At 62.0% G+C, this 21,485-nt stretch carries 22 protein-coding genes; 7 read left to right on the plus strand and 15 right to left on the minus strand.

From position 1 onward, the window contains the following. Window positions 1-6: 6 nt before the first annotated feature. Window positions 7-1,029 (plus strand): hypothetical protein, encoded by a 1,023-nt coding sequence (locus tag VJZ71_15015; GenBank protein ID HKQ49379.1) that lies wholly within the window; start codon window positions 7-9, stop codon window positions 1,027-1,029. Between the two features lie 36 nt (window positions 1,030-1,065). Here the strand turns inward: VJZ71_15015 and VJZ71_15020 are convergent, their stop codons facing one another. The 3 genes from VJZ71_15020 to VJZ71_15030 are packed head-to-tail and all read right to left on the minus strand — an operon-like array spanning window position 1,066 to window position 2,028. Further along, a complete protein-coding gene (locus VJZ71_15020; GenBank protein HKQ49380.1) occupies window positions 1,066-1,308 on the minus strand; it encodes a DUF2281 domain-containing protein in 243 nt (80 codons plus the stop codon). A gap of 23 nt (window positions 1,309-1,331) precedes the next feature. Continuing rightward, complete coding sequence (locus VJZ71_15025) at window positions 1,332-1,562, minus strand: hypothetical protein (protein HKQ49381.1); 231 nt, start codon at window positions 1,560-1,562, stop codon at window positions 1,332-1,334. Beyond that, window positions 1,555-2,028 (minus strand): hypothetical protein, encoded by a 474-nt coding sequence (locus tag VJZ71_15030; protein ID HKQ49382.1) that lies wholly within the window; start codon window positions 2,026-2,028, stop codon window positions 1,555-1,557. Before VJZ71_15030 ends, VJZ71_15025 begins: the two co-directional genes overlap by 8 nt. A 296-nt stretch (window positions 2,029-2,324) precedes the next feature. On the opposite strand from VJZ71_15030, the gene VJZ71_15035 reads away from it, so the two are divergent. From VJZ71_15035 to VJZ71_15045, 3 genes are all read left to right on the plus strand, one after another. Further along, window positions 2,325-2,849 (plus strand): hypothetical protein, encoded by a 525-nt coding sequence (locus VJZ71_15035; protein HKQ49383.1) that lies wholly within the window; start codon window positions 2,325-2,327, stop codon window positions 2,847-2,849. 252 nt (window positions 2,850-3,101) lie between these two features. After that, window positions 3,102-4,247 carry a methylmalonyl Co-A mutase-associated GTPase MeaB gene (gene meaB / locus VJZ71_15040; protein ID HKQ49384.1) on the plus strand — a complete coding sequence of 382 codons (1,146 nt, stop codon included), beginning with the start codon at window positions 3,102-3,104 and terminating at the stop codon, window positions 4,245-4,247. 7 nt (window positions 4,248-4,254) lie between these two features. After that, window positions 4,255-5,055, plus strand: coding sequence for an electron transfer flavoprotein subunit beta/FixA family protein (locus tag VJZ71_15045; protein HKQ49385.1), 801 nt, complete (start codon window positions 4,255-4,257; stop codon window positions 5,053-5,055). An 85-nt stretch (window positions 5,056-5,140) separates the two neighbouring features. On the opposite strand, the gene xerA is transcribed toward VJZ71_15045, so the two are convergent. The 11 genes from xerA to VJZ71_15100 form a co-directional block, all read right to left on the minus strand. After that, window positions 5,141-6,163 carry a site-specific tyrosine recombinase/integron integrase gene (gene xerA, locus VJZ71_15050; GenBank protein HKQ49386.1) on the minus strand — a complete coding sequence of 341 codons (1,023 nt, stop codon included), beginning with the start codon at window positions 6,161-6,163 and terminating at the stop codon, window positions 5,141-5,143. A 158-nt stretch (window positions 6,164-6,321) separates the two neighbouring features. Continuing rightward, on the minus strand, window positions 6,322-6,534 hold the full coding sequence (locus VJZ71_15055) for a hypothetical protein (protein ID HKQ49387.1): 213 nt from the start codon (window positions 6,532-6,534) through the stop codon (window positions 6,322-6,324). Further along, window positions 6,531-7,289, minus strand: coding sequence for a hypothetical protein (locus VJZ71_15060; protein HKQ49388.1), 759 nt, complete (start codon window positions 7,287-7,289; stop codon window positions 6,531-6,533). Before VJZ71_15060 ends, VJZ71_15055 begins: the two co-directional genes overlap by 4 nt. Window positions 7,290-7,304: 15 nt before the next feature. Further along, window positions 7,305-8,456, minus strand: a complete 1,152-nt coding sequence (locus VJZ71_15065) for a DPP IV N-terminal domain-containing protein (protein HKQ49389.1) — start codon at window positions 8,454-8,456, stop codon at window positions 7,305-7,307. A 338-nt stretch (window positions 8,457-8,794) separates the two neighbouring features. Beyond that, complete coding sequence (locus VJZ71_15070; GenBank protein ID HKQ49390.1) at window positions 8,795-9,862, minus strand: tetratricopeptide repeat protein; 1,068 nt, start codon at window positions 9,860-9,862, stop codon at window positions 8,795-8,797. Window positions 9,863-10,040: 178 nt separating this feature from the next. Further along, the gene (gene fliS / locus VJZ71_15075; GenBank protein HKQ49391.1) at window positions 10,041-10,493 is read right to left on the minus strand and encodes a flagellar export chaperone FliS; all 453 of its coding nucleotides are present in this window, start codon (window positions 10,491-10,493) and stop codon (window positions 10,041-10,043) included. A gap of 247 nt (window positions 10,494-10,740) precedes the next feature. Further along, window positions 10,741-13,776, minus strand: a complete 3,036-nt coding sequence (fliD, locus tag VJZ71_15080; GenBank protein HKQ49392.1) for a flagellar filament capping protein FliD — start codon at window positions 13,774-13,776, stop codon at window positions 10,741-10,743. A 32-nt stretch (window positions 13,777-13,808) separates the two neighbouring features. After that, complete coding sequence (locus tag VJZ71_15085; protein HKQ49393.1) at window positions 13,809-14,000, minus strand: hypothetical protein; 192 nt, start codon at window positions 13,998-14,000, stop codon at window positions 13,809-13,811. A 175-nt stretch (window positions 14,001-14,175) separates the two neighbouring features. Next, window positions 14,176-15,651 carry a flagellin gene (locus VJZ71_15090; protein ID HKQ49394.1) on the minus strand — a complete coding sequence of 492 codons (1,476 nt, stop codon included), beginning with the start codon at window positions 15,649-15,651 and terminating at the stop codon, window positions 14,176-14,178. A 300-nt stretch (window positions 15,652-15,951) separates the two neighbouring features. Beyond that, window positions 15,952-16,494, minus strand: coding sequence for a hypothetical protein (locus VJZ71_15095; GenBank protein HKQ49395.1), 543 nt, complete (start codon window positions 16,492-16,494; stop codon window positions 15,952-15,954). 560 nt (window positions 16,495-17,054) lie between these two features. Continuing rightward, complete coding sequence (locus VJZ71_15100) at window positions 17,055-17,849, minus strand: hypothetical protein (GenBank protein ID HKQ49396.1); 795 nt, start codon at window positions 17,847-17,849, stop codon at window positions 17,055-17,057. A 167-nt stretch (window positions 17,850-18,016) separates the two neighbouring features. Here VJZ71_15100 and VJZ71_15105 point away from each other — a divergent pair, with 167 nt between their 5' ends. Next, window positions 18,017-18,991: an FHA domain-containing protein gene (locus tag VJZ71_15105; protein HKQ49397.1), complete on the plus strand. Its 975-nt coding sequence runs from the start codon at window positions 18,017-18,019 to the stop codon at window positions 18,989-18,991. Window positions 18,992-19,174: 183 nt separating this feature from the next. After that, entirely contained in the window at window positions 19,175-19,720 is a 546-nt protein-coding gene (locus VJZ71_15110; GenBank protein HKQ49398.1) for a hypothetical protein, read from the plus strand. Here the strand turns inward: VJZ71_15110 and VJZ71_15115 are convergent. Further along, the gene (locus VJZ71_15115) at window positions 19,714-20,598 is read right to left on the minus strand and encodes a CPBP family intramembrane glutamic endopeptidase (protein ID HKQ49399.1); all 885 of its coding nucleotides are present in this window, start codon (window positions 20,596-20,598) and stop codon (window positions 19,714-19,716) included. The two genes, VJZ71_15110 and VJZ71_15115, sit on opposite strands and share 7 nt — an antisense overlap. 35 nt (window positions 20,599-20,633) lie before the next feature. On the opposite strand from VJZ71_15115, the gene trpC reads away from it, so the two are divergent. Continuing rightward, entirely contained in the window at window positions 20,634-21,431 is a 798-nt protein-coding gene (trpC, locus tag VJZ71_15120) for an indole-3-glycerol phosphate synthase TrpC (protein HKQ49400.1), read from the plus strand. The last annotated feature ends 54 nt before the right edge of the window (window positions 21,432-21,485 follow it).

The raw sequence follows: 21,485 nt of genomic DNA on the forward strand, positions 1-21,485 counted from the left end.
AAGGTGATGATTGAAGCCAAGTCAGTTCATCGAATCTACATTCTAGCCTATGCGAGCTATTTGGCGCTTTCAAGTCAGCTTGCCAGCGTTCATGCTGATGAAATACACATATTCAGGGATCCCGAAGAAAGGTTCTCTATTGGATATACTTCAAATTGGCGAGCGATTGAAAGTTCAGACAGCAGAACTGTACTAAAACTCGAATTCGTTGATGAAGATACTTGGGCGGACTTCGGTATAGTCGTACATTTTGTTTCTGGGCTTGCCTCGATGCATCCCCAGGAGTTTGCACGGAATGGAGTTGACCCAAAAGGCGTTTTAGCAGACTTGAAGAAGGCAGGTTTAAGAGCAAAAATTCTTGATTCGGGCCAGACGACACTCTGCAGCCAGGCGGCGGTTTTCTACGAGAGTTCCGTCGAACATACGAGCCTCAACTTAAAGATTCCAATACAACAGCTTCAAGTGATTACAATTCGACAGGGTTTTGTTTTTACTCTAACTTTTCGTACCGTTCCTCACGAGTGGCAGAGGTTTCGCGAGGAATTCGAGATTCTAGCCGGGGGCTTTCGGTTTACTGGTCCGTTGGTACACAATCAAGTAGCTGGCTTGGATTCCGGCAATGAGCACATTGCTTCCCGGCCAAACGCATCGTCCGATGAGGCAGAGAAATTAAGGATGGCGACACCTGTAGTTCTAATGTGCGTTGTCCTCGGCGCCATTATTGTGCTCGCCCTCGTTTCAAGCGGGCGCTCGAAAACCAGTACCGCAGCCGACATTGCGATCCTGAGAAATAGGAAAAAGAAGGGTCGAGTTGCTGTTCAAATCTTGATGAGTCTCATGGTGCTCAACGGTCTTTACCTTAATGGCTTGCCCCATGGCGACCTCATGACGGCAATTATTCCAGAGTTTTTCGGAATGTTCGCAGGTGCGTTCGTCATATCCTATCTAATCGTCTGGGTCTGTTATCCTCCCATGAGAATGCGCATTCCAAGAGTCGCGTCAGGAGAAGTTTCGAAGCCAGATGTATAATTTGACTCCGTGATACTCTTCCTCAGAATAGAATACTCAAAGCAAGCTTGCTAACGCACCCCTATTCGCTCCAGTTTCGTAGGCGCTATTCTGGAGCTCGACCAACGTGAACTGATCCCGAAGTTCCCGGAGGGCACCCCGCCATTTCAACTTGGCCGGCAACGATTTTGGCTCATTTCTCTTGTGGAGCAGCGATCGAACGAATTCATAGACTTCCTGATGGAGTCCAGGCGAGAGTTGCTGAAGAAGTTGTTCGAGTCTGGTTATGGTTTCGGCCATGGCATCGAGATCCGCTAGGGTGATCACTCATGAATGGGATTGCGAAGCTCGGCCGCGTTTTTTGTTATTAGTTTGGTCACGCGAGGCGGGCGAGGCCGACGCGGTAGGCTTGCGCCCAACTGTTTTTCGAATTCATCGCCCGCCTGACGATAGAACTCGATAAGCTGCTCGCGCGTCATTCCGCGAGTTTCCTCCTCGGCGGCCTTCTTCCAATCCCAGACTTCTTGAAGGCTCGGCGGCACAAAGTCATTCATCGAAGACCTCCGGAGGGCTCAGAATCTCAATGGGCGGATAGCCCAAGATCGCGTTGACGCCATTGAAGGCTTCACGCCGACGCCGGTTGACGAGATGTCGGTAATTCCAGCTTACCAGGATGCCAACCTTCGACACCGTCGCGATAGCAACATGCCTCGCATCCAGAAGGTGGCCCATTCGCAGGACACCGTGCTGGATGTACGCATCCGCAAGCGACCCAGCTTCGTCATCCAATTCTAGGCGGGCGGGCTGAATCTCGCCGATTAGGCTGACGAGCTTGGTTTTTCGGTCCTGCGGCGCTTTCGCCATCTCCTGAAAAACGACATCGGAGACATGGGCGACGACCTCCGGCTCCTTCTTAATTCTTTCAAAGAATGCGCGAGTGTGCGCTTGGATGTCTGGGACGTGATCGTCGAAGTAGGCATTCCAAACCGAAGAGTCGAGATAAAGCAGGAGTTTGGCCATATCGCCATTTTACCCGGGCGTGCCTATTTGGGTAATCCGAACAGCTTGATAGAAGTGCCTGTCGTTACGAATGTTGAGCTGATCGCGGGTTACTGGCACGCGAATTGCTAGTCCTAATCTCGGTGTAGCTCCCGTGCAGCTTGTGACGTGGATTGGAGGGTTGCGCAACGCCGCCGGGTAGGACAAGAAACGAGACGCGAAGGGAGGTGAGGTCCAAGCATTCTGTTGCTTCCGGTGGGGGGACGAACAGGCGAGTCGCGTAGACAGATCGAAACTCCATCTTTGAGGTGACTACCATGAGAGTACAAATCAAGGCGGGCATTATCTTTCTTGTTGCGTTGTGTCTGGTGCTGGTTGTTTCGATGGGCATGCAGCCGAACTGGAACGAGCCATCGGTTCCCGGCAAAGTGACAACTCTGGAACCCAACTGCGGGACCCTCCCGATGCGTTCCCTGACCTTGGTCCCCGAAGGAGCGGAAAGCGCCGCGGGCTGCATGGCGCCGACGCACATCGAGCTCGTCTTCGAACCGGCGTTGATGTCCATCATCGAAGGGCTGCCGCAGGACACGCTCGCACCCGGGATGTACCTGGAATGGGAAACGCCTGGGGGTTTCCAAATGGTGGATAAGGACGGCATGGGTGGTGACATCGGATATCTGACGCACGACGACATTGTTTATCTCGACACGATTCGATTGGACATGTCGCCGTGGAACAAGACAGTATTTCGGTTGTTGGCCGACCAAATGTTGCCCCACCAGAAGGTCTTTCTCTATTGGCATTTGGAACCGGGCCTGGCCCAGGTGCTCCCCAGGCCCTAAATAAATAACCTGCCTTGAGTGAAGCTGGTTTGGATCGGTGCCGCGACGAATGACCGCCGCGGCGCGGCCGAACTTGGGGACCAGTGGAATCTGCGTTGTGCGGCCGAGTCAGCGAGTTTCGCAAAGCAAACCGGACCCAGGGCTGTCTTGGCGCAGGGGAGATTCTGTGCCATGATGCCGGTTTGCATCCAGTCTTTTCGCCGATGGCGGCGGAATGGAGCGGATATAAACACATTCCAAGAAAAGGGTTAGATGAACGAATCCCCGGTCAGAATTCTCCTCGCCAAGGTCGGCCTCGATGGCCATGACCGCGGGGTCAAGGTGTTGGCGCGGGGGCTGCGCGATGCGGGGCTGGAGGTGATTTACACGGGGCTGTGGCAGACGCCGGCGGCGGCGGCAAAGGCGGCGATTGAGGAAGACGTCGATGTCATCGGCGTCAGCTTCCATAGTGCCGCGCATCTGACACTCGTCCCGCTCATCATGGATGAACTGACGCGGCTCGGGCGGCGCGATATTCCCGTGGTGCTCGGCGGAATCATCCCCAAGCCCGACGTGCCGGAGATGGAGAAGGCCGGGGCCGCGGCGATCCTCGAGACCGAGGCGCCGATGGAGGAGATTGTCCGCGTCGTTAAAGAGCAGGCTGCGAAGACAAAAACTGCTCGGCAGTCCGCACATCAAAATGGTACGCTCGAACGGTGGATCGACGCGTCGGGGAGAGGTGACCGCATCGCGCTCGGTCAGGTGCTGACCTGGATCGAGACTGCCCCGTCGCAGGAGCAGATCGCCAAGCGTCTACCGGCCCAAGGCGGCGGGGCGATCGTGGTTGGCGTCACCGGCGCGCCGGGCGTGGGAAAGAGCACGCTCATCGGCCGGTTGCTCAAGGAACTGCGCTCGCGCGAGAAGCAAGTGGCCGTGGTCGCGGTCGATCCCGCCAGCCCGTTGACGGGAGGCGCGCTGCTCGGTGATCGCGCGCGAATGACCCAGGCGGCAGGCGATCCGGGCGTGTTCCTGCGATCCTCCGCCAGCCGAGGCGAGTTGGGGGGTCTGGCCCCGACGACGGGTACGATGGTCCGGGCCATTGCACAGTCAAAGGTCGACGTGCTCCTGATCGAGACGGTGGGGGCTGGTCAGAACGATGTGACGGTGCGGCATTGGGCTTCGCCGCTCGTTCTGGTGATGATGCCGGGGGCCGGCGACGAGTTGCAGCTGGAGAAGGCAGGGATTACCGAGGTCGCGGACATTTTCGTCATCAACAAGGCGGACTTGCCCGGGGCGGATCGACTGGAGGCACAGATCAAAGAAACCCTCGGCGCAAAGAGGCCGGTGGTCAAGACGGTGGCGTCGCACGGCGAGGGGATTGGGCAGTTGGTGGATGTGATATTGGCGCACAAGAAGTAGAAAATCGATGAAGATTCTCGCACTGGCAAAACACGTTCCCGAATCAACGACCGCAATCAAGGTCAAGGCGGATGGCTCGGGGATTGAGACGACGGGCGTGAAGTTTGTGATGAACCCGTTCTGCGAGTTCGCCGTGGAGGCGGCTTTACAGATTAAGGAGAAGAATCCCGGCGCGGCCGCGCAGATCACGACGCTGACGGTCGGGCCGGCGGCTGCCGTGGAGGTCATTCGCACGGCCTATGCGATGGGCGTCGATCATGGCGTCCATCTTTGCGACGAACTTTTCAATGGGATTGATGAGCTGGCTACGGCGCGCGTCATTGCCGCGGCGGTCAAGGACGGCGGCTACGACATTGTACTGGCCGGTAAGCACGCCATCGACTACGACAGCGGGCAAGTCGGGCCGGCACTCGCCGAATGTCTTGGCTGGCCGCACGTGGGGGCGGTCACGGCGATCGAATGGGGTGGCGATTTCAAGTCCGCGACGATCCGCCGCCGCGTCGAAGGGGCGGAGGAGGTTGTCGACATCAAATTGCCGTGCTTGCTGACCATCGACAAGGGATTGTGCGAAGCGCGCTACCCGTCCTTGCCGGGTTTGATGAAGGCCAAAAAGCGACCCGTCGAGACGAAGAACGCCGCCGCGCTTGGTCTGTCGGCCGCCGACCTTGGTAAGGAGGCCGTCGGCACCTGGATGGGAGAGTTCGCGCCACCGCCGCCGCGGCCGCCGGGACGGATGCTGACGGGGGAACCGGCGGACATGGCCAAGGAACTCGTGCAGATTCTTCGTGACGTGGAAAAGGTCATCTAGCACGTCGCCCCCTTCAACGACAACGGGCAGCCGATCCTCCGATCGACTGCCCGCCTGAGTTCTCGCGAAAAACTGTGCCCGGTTCTTACGAGCGCGGGTGGCTGTTGTCGTAGTCCTTCTTGAGTTGCGTCGTCGTCACGTGCGTGTAGACCTGCGTCGTGCTGATGGACTGATGTCCGAGCAGCTCCTGGACGCTGCGGAGATCGGCGCCGTTGTTGAGCATGTGCGTGGCGAAGGTGTGCCGCAGGGTGTGCGGGCTGATCGACGGATCGAGGCCGCACATGATCAGGTACTTGTCGAGCTTGCGGCGGACGCTTCGGGTGCTGAGCCGCTGACCGTGCTTGTTCACGTAGAGCGGCTGATGGTCGAAGGTCGCGCTGCGCGGGTCGTTGGCCCGCATTTCCATATACCGGCGGATCGCCACCAGGGCGGTGGGGCCGATCGGCGTGACGCGTTCCTTGCGCCCCTTGCCGCGGATCCGCAGGCATTCGCCGGGGATGTCGACATCGGCAATGTTCAGGGCGACGAGTTCGCTCACGCGCACGCCCGTCGAGTAGAGCGTCTCGAGCATGGCCCGGTCGCGGGCGCCGAGGAGCGTCGTGTCGTCAGGCGTGGTCAGGAGCTTCTGAATCTGCTCGACTTCGAGGAACTTCGGCAGGCGTTTTTCCTGCTTGGGCGTTCGAATCGAAGCGACGGGGTTCGTCGAGATATAGCCCCGGCGCAGGCAGAACTTGTAGAAGCTGCGCAGCGTGGCGAGCTTTCGAGCGGCCGTCGCCTTGGAGTATTCGCGCTCCGTAAGGAACGTGAGGAACGAGCGGATCTGATTGGCGTCGGCGGCCAGGAGCTTCTGCCGAACCTGCTCAGTGTCACCGGTCGCGACCGCGGCCGGAGCCGTGGCAACGGCAGTCCCGCCGCCTCCGCCGAAGGAGGTCGGGGCGGGGCGCTTGATCGGCAAGCTGGCCTGCGCGGCGGCGGTCGGGCCACCGACCAGGAACTGGCTGAACTGGTACAGGTCCGCCGCATAGCACTTGCCGGTGTGGGGCGAGAAGTGCCGCTCAAAGCGGAGGTAGTTAAGGAAGTCTGTGACGAGCGGATGTTCTTGACTCATGTCGCGGAACTCTTTTGGGCGATTGTCTTTCCGTATCGTATTCAACCTGGCTCAGCCGCACTCCTGGCCTTGCCCACCCCCATCGAACACTCTCGCGCCGGGTCTAGGGGCGCTGTCGAGTTCCAGGGCCGATACCCCGGACGCTTCACCTATCGGTCTTACCCTGACCGGGCTTCATCTAACTCTAATTCTATTCTGCGTCCCATCTGATAACTCAGGACGGCCGCGTCAAACCAGTCAAAATCGCTTTCGGCGTCGCTGGCGAGGCCGGCGAAGGCGGCAATGACGTCCGCCTCGTTGCCGGGCTGGTAGCGGAACAAAAACCGGTGTTTTCCCTTAACCAGCGATAATTGCCGGACCGTCTCAGTCATGTCGGACTCTCCGTGGTGGTCGCCTCTGCCGCTGCTATCCGCGGACATCGATGCTGGGCCATTAGTCGGCTGAGGGCGTCGTGCCAGCAGAATCGGATAAAGAGCGTTTGGACTTTGAGATACTGCCGCCAGCCGAGGTTTTGATCGCCTTCGCTGCGTAGTGCGGCATATTTCCGCACGGCGTCGGTCACATGGGCGTGGGCGGCGTTGTAGACCACCTGTACCTGGCCGATCGGCATCTCGGCCTGGGCCATTTGCGAGACGGCAAAGGGCTCCGCCTGGCGGGCAGCCTGCACGGCGTCGAGATGTTCGGTGGCTGCATTCTGAAGTTCGTAGATCTGGACGGCCACGCCGACGATGGGCGTGTAGGCGTCGTATTCCGTAATTCCGGCGACGATGATCGCGTCGGCACCGACGGCTTCCGTAACGGCGAGGGCGTGTGCCGGAGATTCGATCTGCTGCTTGCCCTGCGCCGCGAGAACGGCGATGACGCGGTTGACCGGCAGGACCGTGACGCCTTCGACGAAGGAGAGTTCGGAGGCGAGGAGGTCGGCGGTCTTGATGGGATCGAGATTGAAATCACCGCTGAAGTTGAGGATAGGTGCGACGGCCAGGGTCATCGGCGTGGGGAAGGCGTTATTGACGCGGACCTCGGCTTCACTGTGCGAGCAGCCGCCCGTCACGAGGGCGATGAGCGCGAACGCCGCAGCGAGCGACGCGCAGGTTCGGGATCTTCGGGCGGTCAAAGGGCCCATGCGGGTCGTTCCTCGTTACGGTTCGTCCGTCGAATTCACACGCGCGGCACGGTGGTCAATGGCGCGCCACGCCGGCTCAGCGGCGATGGCCGCGTCCAGCGGCTGCAGGCTCCAGATGTTTTCCGCATTGTCGGTTCGCGACGTAAAGTAGATGCGGCCGTCGATCGCCCAATGGGGAGAGTAGTTTTCGCCTTCGCCGTTGGTCAGCAGCATGAGCCCCCCGCCGTCCGCATCGACGACGCCGATTTCGCTTCTTTTGGGGGCCGAAGATGGCGTGTTTTTCGACGAATTGTCCGAGTTCGTATCGAATTGAATCGCGACAAAGGCGATTTGGCGACCGTCGGCGGACCATGCCGGGGCGATGAACGCTTTGTCGGGATCCGCCGCAATCTCGGTGGGAAAGAGCGCGTTGTTGCTCTCCAGTTTGAGGGTCCAGATGCTGAACCAGCGGCTCCCGCGCAATCGGGCGCGCTGGTAGGCGATCTTGTCACCCGTGGGGGACCACGAGGGGAAAAGCCCCTCGCCAACGAAGCGTTTTTCGCCGGGATTTTCCAGCGGGCAGGTCCAGAGTTCGCCGCGCCCCTCGCGGGGGTTGACGCGGCAATACACGAGGCGCTTGCCATCCGGCGACCAACTGGGGTGCAGTTCCGGCCATGGGGTCGAGGTGAGTTGTTGCGGGTTGCGTCCATCGGACTGGGCGACCCAGATGTCCCATTGACCGCCGCGATCGCTGGCAAAGGCGATTCGCTTGCCGTCGGGTGAGAACACCGGTTGGGCATCGTTGGCGGATTCGTCGGTGATCTGCGTACAGGCGGAACCGTCGACGGCCTTGATGTAAAGATGACTGAAGCGTGAGTGGCGCGTCGAGGCAAAGATCATGATCCTGCCGGAGCGGTCCAGGCTGGGGTCCAAATCCGCGCCTTCACTGCGCGGGGTATGTTGGGTGAGGTTGGAGGCGGGCTGTCCTTCAAAGATGATCTCCTGCTGGAACACATCCTGGCTGAACTGGTTGGGCGCGGCGGGTGTGCGGGAGGTCGGCGCATCGCCACCGGCAGGGTCCGCGACAACCGGTTGCGCGGCCTGCTGCGGCTGAATCGCGCAAGCCGTATTGATCAATGCGGCGTTAAGGAGGAACAGGAAGGTGCGGCGTAGGGGTCGTTTAGTCATCTGAATCGAGCCTCACGCCGGACCGTTCGTGAGAAGGGGCTGCGGGCGTCGTGCTCAGCCTTGCTCTTCTCGCAGTGGACTTATCGGCTGTGAAAATCAGGCGAATCAGGATTCGCCAATGCTGACCGTACAGCGATTGTCCGATAAGCCGACGTGAGATTATCGACGCTGGGGAGGGGGAGTCTTGAGAACGGCGAGTCGCCGTAAATTATTGTCTCTAATATGTTTGTGGATTATCGTAAAGCTGAAAAGATCGGCATTTCTCGCGCAAAATCGCGCAATAATTGCCGGCCTGCGGCCAGGAGTTCGGGGGCGAAGATCGTGGCCGGCATTGGCCGTTAGGGAGCCTTGTCAGGCGTCATACGCGCTTGAATATCCTGGCGGAACTTGAGGGCGGCGGCATTCTGCGGGTCTTCTTTGAGGACTTCGTTAATGTGGTCGATGGCGTCCTGAATACCGCCGAGATCCAGTTCGATTTGTGCGAGGAAGATGCGCCAGCTGTGCTGCTTGGGGTCTTTACTCAAAGCTCTGAGGGCGAGCTCGCGGGCTTCGAGGAGATTAATCCTTCGCTCCGCGTCGGCCAGGGCCATCGTCGCCTCGGCCATGACAAAGTAGGGCGGGGCGTCGTCGGGCTTGGCAGCCGACTGCGACTGGGCGGCCTTGATTTTGAGCAGATTGCAATCTTTGAGGCGGGCCAGTTCGGCTTTCTTGAACGGATCGGAACGAAGCTGGCCCATGGTCAACTCAATCGCCCGGTTCGCGTAACGGAGCGCGGCGTCGTTTTCCTGCGACTCGTGTGAGGCTTCCCCGAGGTGCAATTGAACGCCGGCGTCGTTGGGGGCCAGATTCTCCGCTTCTTTGAGCGCGGCAATGGCCTGCTTGGTTTTCTTGCGCTTTTGCAGCACCGTCGCGTATTCAATGGTGATCTCAGCGGAGACCGGTTTGCCGTTTACTTCGGCCGGGGCAAGCCTCTTGGCGATTTCCAGGGGTCGCTCGGCCGAGGGATAGGCGTAGGACCTTCGATAGATCGAACCCACGGCCCAGTAGCCGCGAAAATCCTTGCTGCCGACGGGCGTGTTGTTGTACTTGTTCAAGTAATCCAGCGCGTCGGCGGATCGTCGGCTTTCGATAAGGAGGAGGGCTTGAATCAGCAGGATTCGGGGATGGTCCGGCTTCATGCGGCGAACGCGCTCCGTGACTGTCGCCGCCTCCTGGAGGTCGCCGGAATCGAAGAGCTTCAGGGCGTGGTCGAGCATTTCATCGGGGGTGGTGACGGGCGTGCCACCAGTGGGTTGCGGGGCCGGTGTCTGGCCGGTGGGAGCCTGGCCTTCCTGGGCGACCGCACGATGGGCGAGGAGCGCCAGCACGAGGGCCAGCGCGTAGGTGATGGAGGTTATGCGATGCATGAGGTCTTTCTCCGGATCGAACGGGAGCAGGCCATTCAGAGATATCTACGTCTTCGCGGGCCCGGCCGTTCGCGCGGGGGAGTCCGCGGGGCACGCGAGAAGGGCATTATCGGCCCGATTAGGGTATCCGCCAAGCGCGGATCGAGCCGGCCGGGCGGCTCCGCGCCGAGGGTAGAAGTTAGCCCTGGAGGCATAGGGTTTCTTGCGGCTGGGCGGTCGGATGGACCGGCCGGGCCCGGGGCGTAGGGGCGCCGGCGGTGAGCGATTTTTCGACGAGGAGCCTCCAGGTCTCGCGCTGGAAATCGAGGATCTCCAGGGCTTCGTCGATGGCCGCCACATCGCGGCGGAGGTTGGCGTCGACCAGCCGCCAGTAGATGAAGTTGTAGAGACCGGTCATGTGTTCGCAAAGCTGCGGCTGGACCTCGGGGCGGAGACCGGCCTTCATCTCGGTGATGATCTTCTGGGCGCGGAGGAGCTTCTCGCAGCTTGTATCGTAGTCCTTCTGGCGGAGGGCCTCGGCGGCCTGGCGGGCGAAGCGGATGGCGCCGTCGTAGAGCATCAGGTGGAGTTGCTCGGGGGTGGCGGTCAGGACCGCATTGCGGAGGTATTCGTCGGATGCGATGGGCGTCATGTGGTTGCGCGGGTCGTGCTCTCTGATACGTCGTGTCGCGGTCGTAACGCTTCCCCCCTTCTGTAGGATCGGAGCAGCGCTTGAGAGGGGTGAGTAGAAAGGGACGGGGGTTTCGCGCGGAATTGGCGCGGTCCGATATGACGCAAATGCGGAATTCGGAAGTCGGAGTGCGCAAAGGAGAAGTGACGGGAAGAGAAGAGGGGCGGTGCGGCGGCTCGGCGGGAATCTCGCCCTCGAAGCAGAGGGTTTACAGGGAGAAGCCGGAAGACAGACCGGACAGACCGGAGAGGGCGGTTTGCTGGGATTGGAGGCGGGCGATGGCGGATTCGGTGGCGGCGAACTGGGCGAGGAGGCGCTGGCGGCGGCGCTCGACGAGCGTCTCCAACTGGGTGATTCGATTGTTGAGCAGGTCCTCGGAGGATTGCAGCGATTGATCCTGAAGCGCGATCGCGCCGGTCTCAGTGTCTGTCAGTTGCTTGATCGTCTGTTCGATGACGGGGCCGAAGCCGGTCTCGGCGGTGGTGAAGAGATATTCCACGCCGGCGGGGTCGCGCTCGTAGGCGGCGCGGAACTTTTCTTCGTTGAGGCTGATCGATGCGCCACCGGTCAACGAGATACCGATCTGGCTGAGGCGATTGAGCGTCGGGGCGAGACCGGCGACGGAGCGGCTGGTGAGACCGATGAGTCGATCGCGGATGCGACGGGCGGTGGGGTCGGCGAAGAGGATGCCGCGGGCCTGGGTTTCGGAGTCAAAGCTGCTGAGTCGGTCGATCGAGGAGATGACTTCGTTGACGGCGGAGACAAATCCGGACACGTCTTCGAAGAGGCTGTCGATGTCCTGGGATACGGTAACGGTGACGGGGGTTGTGCTGGTGCCGGTGAGATCGAGGCGGAGACCGCCGACGGCGTCGGTGAGGGTGTTGGTGGCGCTACTGAGGACCAAGGGCGATGCGGCGTCGGGAGGGCCGAAGAGGACGGTGGCGTCGCGGGCCTGGGAGAGGGTGTCGAAGGAGAGGCTCGTCGTGCCGGCGTCGATGGCGAGTTCGCCGATGCGGCCGGATTGGGTGGACGTAAGGCTGAGGCGATACGAACGGGCGCCGGAGTTGTCATTGATGATCGCGGCGCTGACCGGGGCGCGTGTGGATTTGATCTTGGCGAGGAGCGTGTCGAGCGTGTCGGCGGCGGTGACGGTGATGCGCGTTTCGAGGGAGCCGTCGAAATAGTTCTGGCCTTCGGCGGCGGTGCCGAGGATGCCGAGGGATTGGGCGGTCGTGCCGCCGCTTTCGCCAATGGTGAGTTTGCCGGGGCCGCCGGCGGTGTCTTCGAGGAGCAGGCCGTCGCCGGTGTCGTTAATGCGGGCGGTGACGCTGATGCCGCGGGAGTTGATCTCGTCGATGACGTCCTGAAGCGATTGCTCGTTGCCCTGGGTGAGATCGACGACGGCGCTGGCGCCATTGCTGTTGGTGATGCGGAAGGAACCGCGGGCGATGCCGCGACCGTTGTTGAGGTCGGCGAGGAGCGTGGCGGAGGAGAGATATTGGCGCTGGAGATTGCCGCTGGCGATTTTGGTCGTCGCAGAGTTCGCGGCGATGTGCAGGTCGGCGGCGGATGTGCCAGTCAGGTCGGAGACGGCGAGATTGCCGGCGCCGCCGCTGGTGTCGGTCAGCTCGATGCCCAGACCGCTCGAAGAGAATGCGGTGGTGATGGCGGTGGGGGCGGCGTTGATTGCGTCGAGCACGTCCTGAAGCGATTGGGCGGAGGAGAGGTCGATGGTGGCCGTCGTGCCCGCGCGGTCGGTGAGTTGGACCTGACCGAGCTGGACGCCGCTGCCGCCGTTAAGCGAGCGAAGCAGGACGGTGTTGAGACCGGCGAGGAGGCGGCGGGATTGGATTGTGTTTCCGGTGGGGGTTGTGGTCAGGCCGAGGTCGTCGAGGGCGTGCGAGCCATTGAGTGCGGTCAGTTGGAACGGGTTCACGCCGGTGGTGTTGTCGGTGAAGACAAGCCCCAGGCCATTCGGCGCGAGGGAGGCGGTGAGTTTGCCATCGTTGCCAGTGCGGGTGTTGATGATGCGGACGAGGTCGCCGAGGGTGTCGACGAAGTAGATATCCTTGCCGGTGATCGTACCGGTGGTGGACGTGCCGAGCAGTCCGAGGTTTGCGGCGGTTGTGCCGGTGCCGATTTCTTCGATCTTTGTTGTGCCCGTGGCGGCGGAGGAATCGACAAGGGTGAGTTGCGAGCCGGTGAGGTTGACGGTGACGCCGGTGGCGGCGGATTCGATTGCAGTTTTGACATCGCCGATCGTTTGGGCCGCGGAGAGATCGACGTCGACTTGTTGACCGGCGCGCGTGGTAAGGCGGAGCGAGCCGTTGGTCGCGCCGCCGCCGCGATTGAGGACGGCGAGGGGGGTGTCGAGGGCGAGACGGTCGGAGAGGTCGAAGGAGAGCGTCGTGCCGTCCGCGAGGGCGGCGGAGAAGTCGGACTGACCGCGGAGGCGACGGACTCCGTTGCCATCGTTGAGGAGGGACAGGCGCGTGGATTCGGAGAGCGAAACCAAATCACTGCCGGTGATCTCGCCCGTCGCGCTCGCGCCGAGGATGCCCAGTTCGGATGCCGCACGGCCGCCATTGACTTCGGCAACGGCGAGTGTGCCGGCGGCGAGGCCGGTCTGGTCGGTGAGGACGAGGTGATCGCCTTCGATTCGGGCGACGATCTGGACGGCGTCGTCGGCATTGATGAGAGTGACCGCGTCGTTGATGGTGGAGGCGGTGGCGAGGTCGATGACGGCGGATGCGCCGGAGCGATCGGTGATGCGGATCTTCCCGCGGTGGACGCCTTCTTCGCCATTGAGTTGGGAGAGGGGCGTGGAGCGGTTGAGGAGCCCCTGGGCCCCTTCGATGGTGAGGGTGCCCGCGCCGAGGGGCGTGGCATTGGATGAGGCGAAGCCGGAGGAGAGCAGTTGGTGCGCGGCGGCGAGGCTGCGGACGGTGAAGGTGTATTGGCCGGGCGTTGCCGTTGAGCCGGCGGAAGCGAGGAGGACGGATTCGTTGGAACTGGCGGCCTGGGTGCGGCGGAAGAAGTCGGCCTTGGTCAGGCGGGACGCGGTGTTCTGAACGGAGAGGAGCTGCGCGGAGAGTTGGAGCAGGGCGGCGCGGCGGGTGCCGATCGTTTGAAGCCGAGTCTGAAGTTGCGTAATGGGGCGGCGCTGGAGCGCGATCAGCGAATCGACCAGGTCGTTAATGGGGAGGCCGGAGACGAGACCGGTGCCGAGGGAGATGCTGGACATTCATGGGCCTCAATCCGCGCGGGGTACGATGGTTAGAGTCCGAGGGCACCGGCACGGCCGGAGTGTCCGTCGGACGAGCGAGGGGCCGAAATCGGGTCGATCTTCAAGGTGACGGGGGGCCTGGCGAAGGCCTGCGCGCGGAAGCGTTTTTTTCCGTTGACGTAACAGGTGAGGATGAAGCCATGTTTGCGGCAGGTGTCGTGTTCGAGAGTTCGATGAGGCATTTGCGCTTCTCCGCGTGCGGCGATCCGGGGTCTGCCCTGACGGGGCGGACGTAAGTCTTATCGGTTGATTGCGGAGGCGAGTTGGATACGAGTGTGTGCGCGGCGCTCGGTAGAAATTGCGCGATAGCGGCCGGCATGGGCGCCGGCCGCTACCACGTTTCCTATTGCATCACTCTTACCGCAGCAGGGCGAGGACGTTTTGCGGAATCTGGTTGGCGACGCCGAGGATTTGCGTCGTGGCCTGTACCAGAATCTGCGCCCGCGTGAGGTTGGCCACTTCGGTGGCGTAGTCGGTGTCGCGGATGGCGGACTCGGAGGCGGTGACGTTTTCGAGGGCGACACGCTGGCTGTTGAGATTGGTCTCGATCTGGTTGGCCTGGAAGCCACCCAAGCGACCGCTAAGGACCGCCACCTGCGTGATCGCGGCGGCGACGATATCCGCGGCCTTGGGATGATTGTCGGGATTGGTGATCGAATAGTTTCCACCGGAGGCGATCATGTTCAAGAATCCGGCGGCGGTGCTTCCGAGATTGGAGCTGTGCAACGACGGGATTCCGATGCTCACGAGGCCGTCGGAGCCGACGGTTGAACCGATCTGGAAATTCGCTCCGCCTCCGGTGATGCCGAAGACGGACGAACCCAGCGTGGTGCCGAAGGCCGTGCTCAGGTCGACCACCATATCGAGACCACTGCTGCGGACGCGGGCGACGAGGCCCTTCACGGAAGCGGCCTGTCCGTTGACGAGGACGGTGGCATCGCGGCCGCGGTCCTCGGTATCGCCCTGGTCACCAGGTGTGACGTTGAAGGTGCCGGTGATTTCGCGGACGGAGACGAATTCGTCGCTGCCGTAAGAGATGCTGTTGAAGCTGATGCCGGTGGCGCCGGCGCTGGCGGTGATGAGCGAGGCGGAGACACCGGTGAGGTTCTTGAAGCTGGCCACGGTCGTGGCGATCGAGCTGACGGTGGTGCCGCCGGTAAAGGTGAAAGTTTCGGTGCCGAGGCGGCCGCGGACTTCGATCGTGACATTGTTCGTGGCGGAGAGGGAGGCCGAACCACCGGCGGCGGAGAGGCCGCTGGTTCCGCCGGCCGAGATGGTGAGTTGGGCCGTCAGGGCGGACTGTGTGACCTGGACGGTGACGGGGAGGGTGCCGCCGGCGGGCACGCGGGCGCCGAAGATCTGGAGGCGGGGCAGATCGGCCTGGTTCTGGGCGCTGACCGTGTAGCCGAGCTGGCCGTTGAGAAGCTTCTTGGTGTTAAACGTCGTCGAATTGGCGACGCGGTTGATGCTTTCCAGGAGGGAGTCGATCTGCAACTGGTTGGCCTGGATTTCCTCGTCGGAGATGGCGCCGCTGTTGGTCGAGGAGCTGACCAGCTGCTTGACTTCGAGCAGGAGCTTGGAGACCTCGGCGAGGGCGGCATCGGCCGTCGAGATGACGTTGATGGCGCGGGTCGAATTGTCGATGGCCGCGTTGATGCCGCGGATCTCGGAGCGCAGCGCCTCGGAGGCAATCAGGCCCGCGGGGTCGTCGGCGCCGCGGTTGATCTGAAAGCCGGAACTTAGTCGTTCCAGGCGGGTGGCCAGGTCATCCTGGTTCCCGATGAGCTGCCGAATGGTGGTGAGCGCCGAGATGTTCGTGTTAATGCGACTCATGGATTCCTCCCTGAACGCCAGGCCGCGGGATACGTTCACCCCGCGACGGGAGTCACAACCGTGTGCTCCCTGATCTGGCTCTACCCCGTCGGCGTTCGCCGTCGGGACTTTGTTGTATTGACCGTGGTTTCGGTCCCGCCGCCTCTAACATCGAGGTGGTTCGAGCCTTCGGTCAACCGACGAGGCTATCGGGCCGCCATTCGTCCGACTTTCATTAACTGGTGCGAGAATATTTGTACGAGGCGGCGAGTGACGCGCAGCGGCAGCGGTTTGAGCAGGGGCAATGGCGGGAGGTCTCTTTTATCGGCCGATCGGAGGAGATTGGGCCGCGGCGAGGAGGTGGCCGCGGGTCAATTGGCTCGTGGCCAAGACGAGATCGAGATCGGCAGTGGCTTGCTCTGCGGCGGCACGATTCTCGGCAGCGATGCGGCCGGCGGCGTCGGAGATGACGGCGGGGCGCTTGATGAACGTCTCGAACCGCCGGCGCTCCAGGGCCACCTGGTCGGCGGCCTGGGAGACGATCTTGCGGACGTCCGCAAGAGCGAGATGAACCAGTTCGCAGCATCCTCCGGATCGTATGTCACTCAGGCGCGCTCTTGCCCGACCGCCAATGGCATCGGGGGCGACCGAGGAGAGCAGGAACGAGGGCGAGGAGCGTTCGGCGTTCAGAAAGATGCGTCCATGGCCTGAAAGGAGCGAACGTCCGCTGACGCGAGTTGATTCCACGATGTCCGTGATGGCGGAAATGACGTGGTCGAGGCGTCCCTGAAGGGCGGCGATCTGGGCGGGCGAAATGCGGCGGGGGGGCTGCAACGCGCCGAGCGTTTCGTCGAGTTCGCTCAAGAGGCCGTGAATGCCGGAGAGGGCCAGGGCGACGGCGTCGATGTCCTCGGGAGTCGTGGCGGCGGTTTTCGCCCCGTGTGCGTGGTTTTCGGTCGTCAGCCGAAGCGTCGATTGGGCAGTCGCGCGTTGCGACGGCGTCGTGGCACGAGGTGCGCGGCGGACCTGCGCGGCGAGGAGCGGCGAGATGGTTGTGGCGTTCGGGTTCAGAGAGACGGCCTCCTTGCCTGGACCGCGCGGGACTGCGCGGACGTGCGCGAAGGATCGACCAGAGCGGATTCATCGATAAGCAAAAATGCAGACCGGACTTGCCGGGGGCGGACCGGCCAGGAGTTCATTGTGAAGCGCGACCTTGGGAAACCGGACATTCTTGGCAGCGCGGTCGTCGACAACATTGGCGCAAATGGTATTCGGGCCGGCGAGGTCAGGCAATCGCATTGCCGGTTTCATAATGACAAAGAGCGACATATTTTGCGCGATGGTTATCGGCCCCGATGGGAATTGTGCTCATTTCGCATCGAACGCTGCGCACGATTCGCGCCAATCGCTTGCGCGACTGATGATCATTCCGTGCGCAGGACCAATCGGGTCGTTTGAATGATGCCGCAGGCGAGCAGCGTGGCGAGCAATACGAGAAGGACCCAACCAATGGACAGCGCGAGTAGGGGCCAGGCGCTGAGGATAAGCTGCGGCATCGTTTCCCAGACGGAACCGGCCAATGCGGCGATCACGCCAAGGATCACGACTGCGCCGACATGGCCGCGGACGTTTCCGGGCGACGGGGCCATGCGAATCGTGAGGCAGATCATCAAGTAGACAAAAAGAGCAACCTGCCACGCGGCGATGTCCGCGCCGCGGACGGCATTGAGCGTGTTCTCGGAGAGTGTGATCAGCCGGCGGAGCTGCTCCCAAAAAGCGGTGAGCGAAAGCGGCATGGACGGTGGTATCTGATCGGCGGGCAATTGGGAAATGATCGCCGGGCCCAGGTAGACCATCACGAGATACAGCATGGAACTGATGGCGGCCATGGGAATCAGAGCGACGAGCACGGGGCCGATGACCGGCAGTTTGGGCTGCCAATCGGGGCGATCGCCGTCTTCGCCTTTAGGCGCGCCCGGTGCGACGGTCGCGCCGGTGATGAGCAGACCGATGATGCGGCCGACCTGGGCGACCAATGTACCCGGGAAGAGAACCGCGTTAAGCGTTTTGGGTTTGGCCTGGGATCGCCAAAGGTGGTCCACGCCCCACGCCATGAGGACGAAAACGAGCAGCCAGAATGACGCTGCGGCATAGATCATGTGACGGGCCTTGCGCAAAATCTGCGCGGTCTGCCGGACAGGCGTCGGCAGCCTAGACATCGGCAATCCGGAATGCGGCGTATGAGCCATCGGGGAGCATGAGCGTCTGACGCCTGCCGGGAGAATCTGAATCAGCCTTCGCACGGGCTGGAGGCCCATGCTCACCGCACTTGTCGGAATGACCGGGTTGACTGAGAATATGCGAGAAGACCTTCTCGGGATCACAAATGGGCCTGTCGGTTCAATGCGCATGCGGGAACGCCCTGGAGGGCGAGAACCTGGACCTGGTGGTGACGCTGAGTTGCCCCCATTGCCGACGTGAACTTACGCTTGAACTGGATGACGTGACGGGCACGTCGAAGCGGCCAGTGCTAACGGTGGTACAAGGGCCGTACTGGGTAGGGACGCAGTTTGTCGTGCCGGTGGGGGTCGATTTGAGCATCGGTCGCGGGGCGGCGAACTGGATCGTCCTGGACGATGCGAGCATATCCGACGTGCACTGCCGGATCCGGCTGTTGCCGGACAGCGGGCTCATTCTTGAAGATCAAAAAAGCGCGACCGGGACGTGGGTGGGTCCCAAGCGCGTGGCGCGCGGGAAGCTCATTACGTCGCAGCCTTTTCGCCTCGGCAATTTCAGTTTTCGATTGGACCTCCTTCCGATCGACACGACCGGCGGGCCGCCGCCGGCACCGATCGATTTGCGGGAGGAGGGGCCGTCGGTGCGGATGGATGTCACGAGACAGGAGCCGGCGGCGTTCCGCTGGGTCATCCGCAATCGATTTCAAATCAGCCGCCTGTTCATCTTCACCAGCGCGTGGATGATGGGCGTCTATCATGCGGTGGCGTGGTTTCCAGGGTCGAAGGGCTGGGGTCATTGGTCGCGACTGGTGCTGGGGGCGGCGGCGATTACGGGGGCGATGCTGGCGTCGGGAAGCCGGGTTTCACTGGCCCATCGCCAATTCAAATATGCCTCGCTGGCCGTGCTTTTGGTCGTGGCGATCCTCGACATGGTCCTTCTGTTTCAGGGAAGTGCGATCGCGGCGCTGTGCCTGGCGGCGTGTTTGACGATTCTGGTCATGCGCATTCCGACGGGTTTTTTGGCGATGTTTTCGGTCGCGGTTGGCGCGGCAGGAGTGCTCGTTCTTTTGGGAGCGACGATCCAGCGGTTCATCGGGCTCTTTACGGGCCATGGGGATAACTAACTGCCGGGGGATCTCGATTATCGGAGGATGTCCGCGCGGTTGGATTGAATGTGGGGGGTGTTTAGCGGTAAACTAGTCATTGATCGAACTGTCGCGCGGCGGCCTGTGGGGGCTATCTCCGAAAGAGCGGTTCTCGCTCGGCGATGGTGCGAAGGAGCCGGCCCCAGTCGGGAGTACAGCGTCATGCCGGATACCGCGGTAAAGGTTTGCCAAGGCTGCCAGTCGGAGATCACGAACGAGCAGATCATGCAGCGCCAAGCGGGCCTGGTGCATGGCGTGTTGCTTTGTCCGCAATGCATCGAACAAAAAAAGCGGGAGGCGATGGAGGCCCAGCAGCGGGCCGCCGCGGCGGCCGCAGCTGCTGCGACGACCGCGCCAACGGCGCCGCCCAAGGACATCACGGAAGAAAAGATCTCGCTTGACGCCGATTTCGAAGCGGCGCCAACAGGCCCGTCCAAGATTCGCAGCTTTGCAGCCGGAAGCACCCTCGGCGGCGCGCACCACGACACGACCCTCCATCGGCCGATCACCGCGGCGTCGGATCCCCCGACGCGCGTTCGGACGTTTCACAGCAAATTGACGCCCGGGGCCCTCGCGCACATGGATGACTTGATCAATGAATGGATCGACTCCAACCCCGGCATCTTCATCAAGCACGTCAACACAACCGTCGGCCCGTTCGAAGCCAAGCATGTCGAGCAACACCTGATCGTCACGATTTTCTATTGAGGCTCCTGGCCATCGGCGCCGATCGCCAGCCACAACAGCGTCTTCGCATTGAACACGGCGTGCAAGAGGATCACCAGCGTCAGGCTGCGCGTCTTGGCGTAGAGATAGCCGAGAAACACCCCAAAGACGGCCAACGCCGGGATTGTGTGGATCAAGGGATAATGAAACAAGCCGAACGCGGTCCCGGCGATCAGGATGGCGGCCCAGGGCCGGTTCGTCCAGCGGATCAGCGCGGGTTGCAAAAGGCCGCGGAAGAAGAATTCCTCAAGGGTCGGCGCGAGGACGGAAGTGCTGATGATGGTGACGATGATGACCCAAGGGGGGGATGCGGCGGAGAGAAGGGTGAGGATCGCCGAGTGTTCCGGGGGAGCGAAATCGGGGACGGTCCATTGGAGAATAAGGACGGTCAGGTGGAGGAGCGCCAGGCAGATCGACCATGCGGCGAGGTAGCCGATGATGGCTTGCCCGACGCGCTGGCCGAAATGCGTCGTGGTCAGGCCCCAGCCGGAGAGTCCGCCGTGGAAGCGTTGGCGGGCGATGAGAGCAATGAGCGCGGCGGCGAGCGTTTGGCCCAGGGCCAGGGCGAGGACCTCTCGCGGATCGGCGGCATCCGGCTGGCTCGTAACCGGCTCGTCGGCGACGGGCGCGGCGCCGATGGACAATAATTTGAAGATCACGGAGGACAGCATCAGAATAGCCGCGAGTCCGATCAAGAGGTCGGCGGGTTCGAGGACATTAGACGACGGAGGCGGAATGTTGATGAGTTCGCGCCAGGCGCGGCGGCGCGAGACGATTATCGCGCCGGCGAGGATGATGATGAGCCCGGCGGCGACGACGGCGAGTTCGGCGATGTCCAGGCGTGTGAGCGGGGTCGGCATCCGGGGACTCGCGTGACAATCGGGATGGTCGAACGATGAGCGGGACTATATTGGAAAAGATCGTGGAGACCAAACGCGGCGAAGTCGCCGAAGCGAAGCGAGCGCGGCCGTTGGCGGCGATACAGGCGGCCATTGAGTCCGCACAACCGGCGCGGGACCTCTTAAGAGCGGTGACGGGTGGCGGCGATCGGGTCTGTTTGATCGCGGAGATCAAGAAGCGATCGCCTTCGGCAGGATTAATTCGGGCGGACTTTGATCCGGTCGCGTTGGCTCGCCTTTATGAGGGCGCGGGAGCGGCGGCGCTCTCGGTGCTGACGGATGCGGAGTATTTTTCGGGGGAGTTGGCGTTCATCGCGCAAATCAAGCGGGCCGTTGGGCTGCCGGTGCTGCGCAAGGACTTTATTATTGATGAGTATCAGGTCTATGAAAGCCGGGCGGCGGGGGCGGATGCTGTTCTATTGATCGCCGAGATTCTCACGGCGGAGCAGATTGGCGTCTTCGGGACGTTGGCGGAGCGCATGGGCATGTCGGCATTGGTAGAAGTGCATGACGCGAAACAGCTTGCGGCGGTTCGTGGAGTGCTCGCGAGTAGCCGCCGCATGATCCTCGGCATCAACAACCGGGACTTGAAGTTGCAGCGCGTCGATCTGGAGACCACGAGGCGCCTAGCCGGATTGCTTCCGCGCGGAACTCCATTTGTCGCGGAGAGCGGGATAGCGCGGCGGGCCGATGTGGAGGCCATGCGCGAGGCGGGGGCTTCGGCGGTACTCGTGGGGGAAGCTTTGCTGCGAGAGCAGGATATTCCCGGGAAGATTCGCGAGATGTTTGCGTGACGGGTTGAGGGCCAAAAAGAACGGCCCGTCGATCGCGTGGATCGACGGGCCGCG

It is taken from the genome of Phycisphaerae bacterium, from assembly GCA_035275405.1.
In the GTDB taxonomy this organism is placed as follows: domain Bacteria; phylum Planctomycetota; class Phycisphaerae; order UBA1845; family UTPLA1; genus DATEMU01.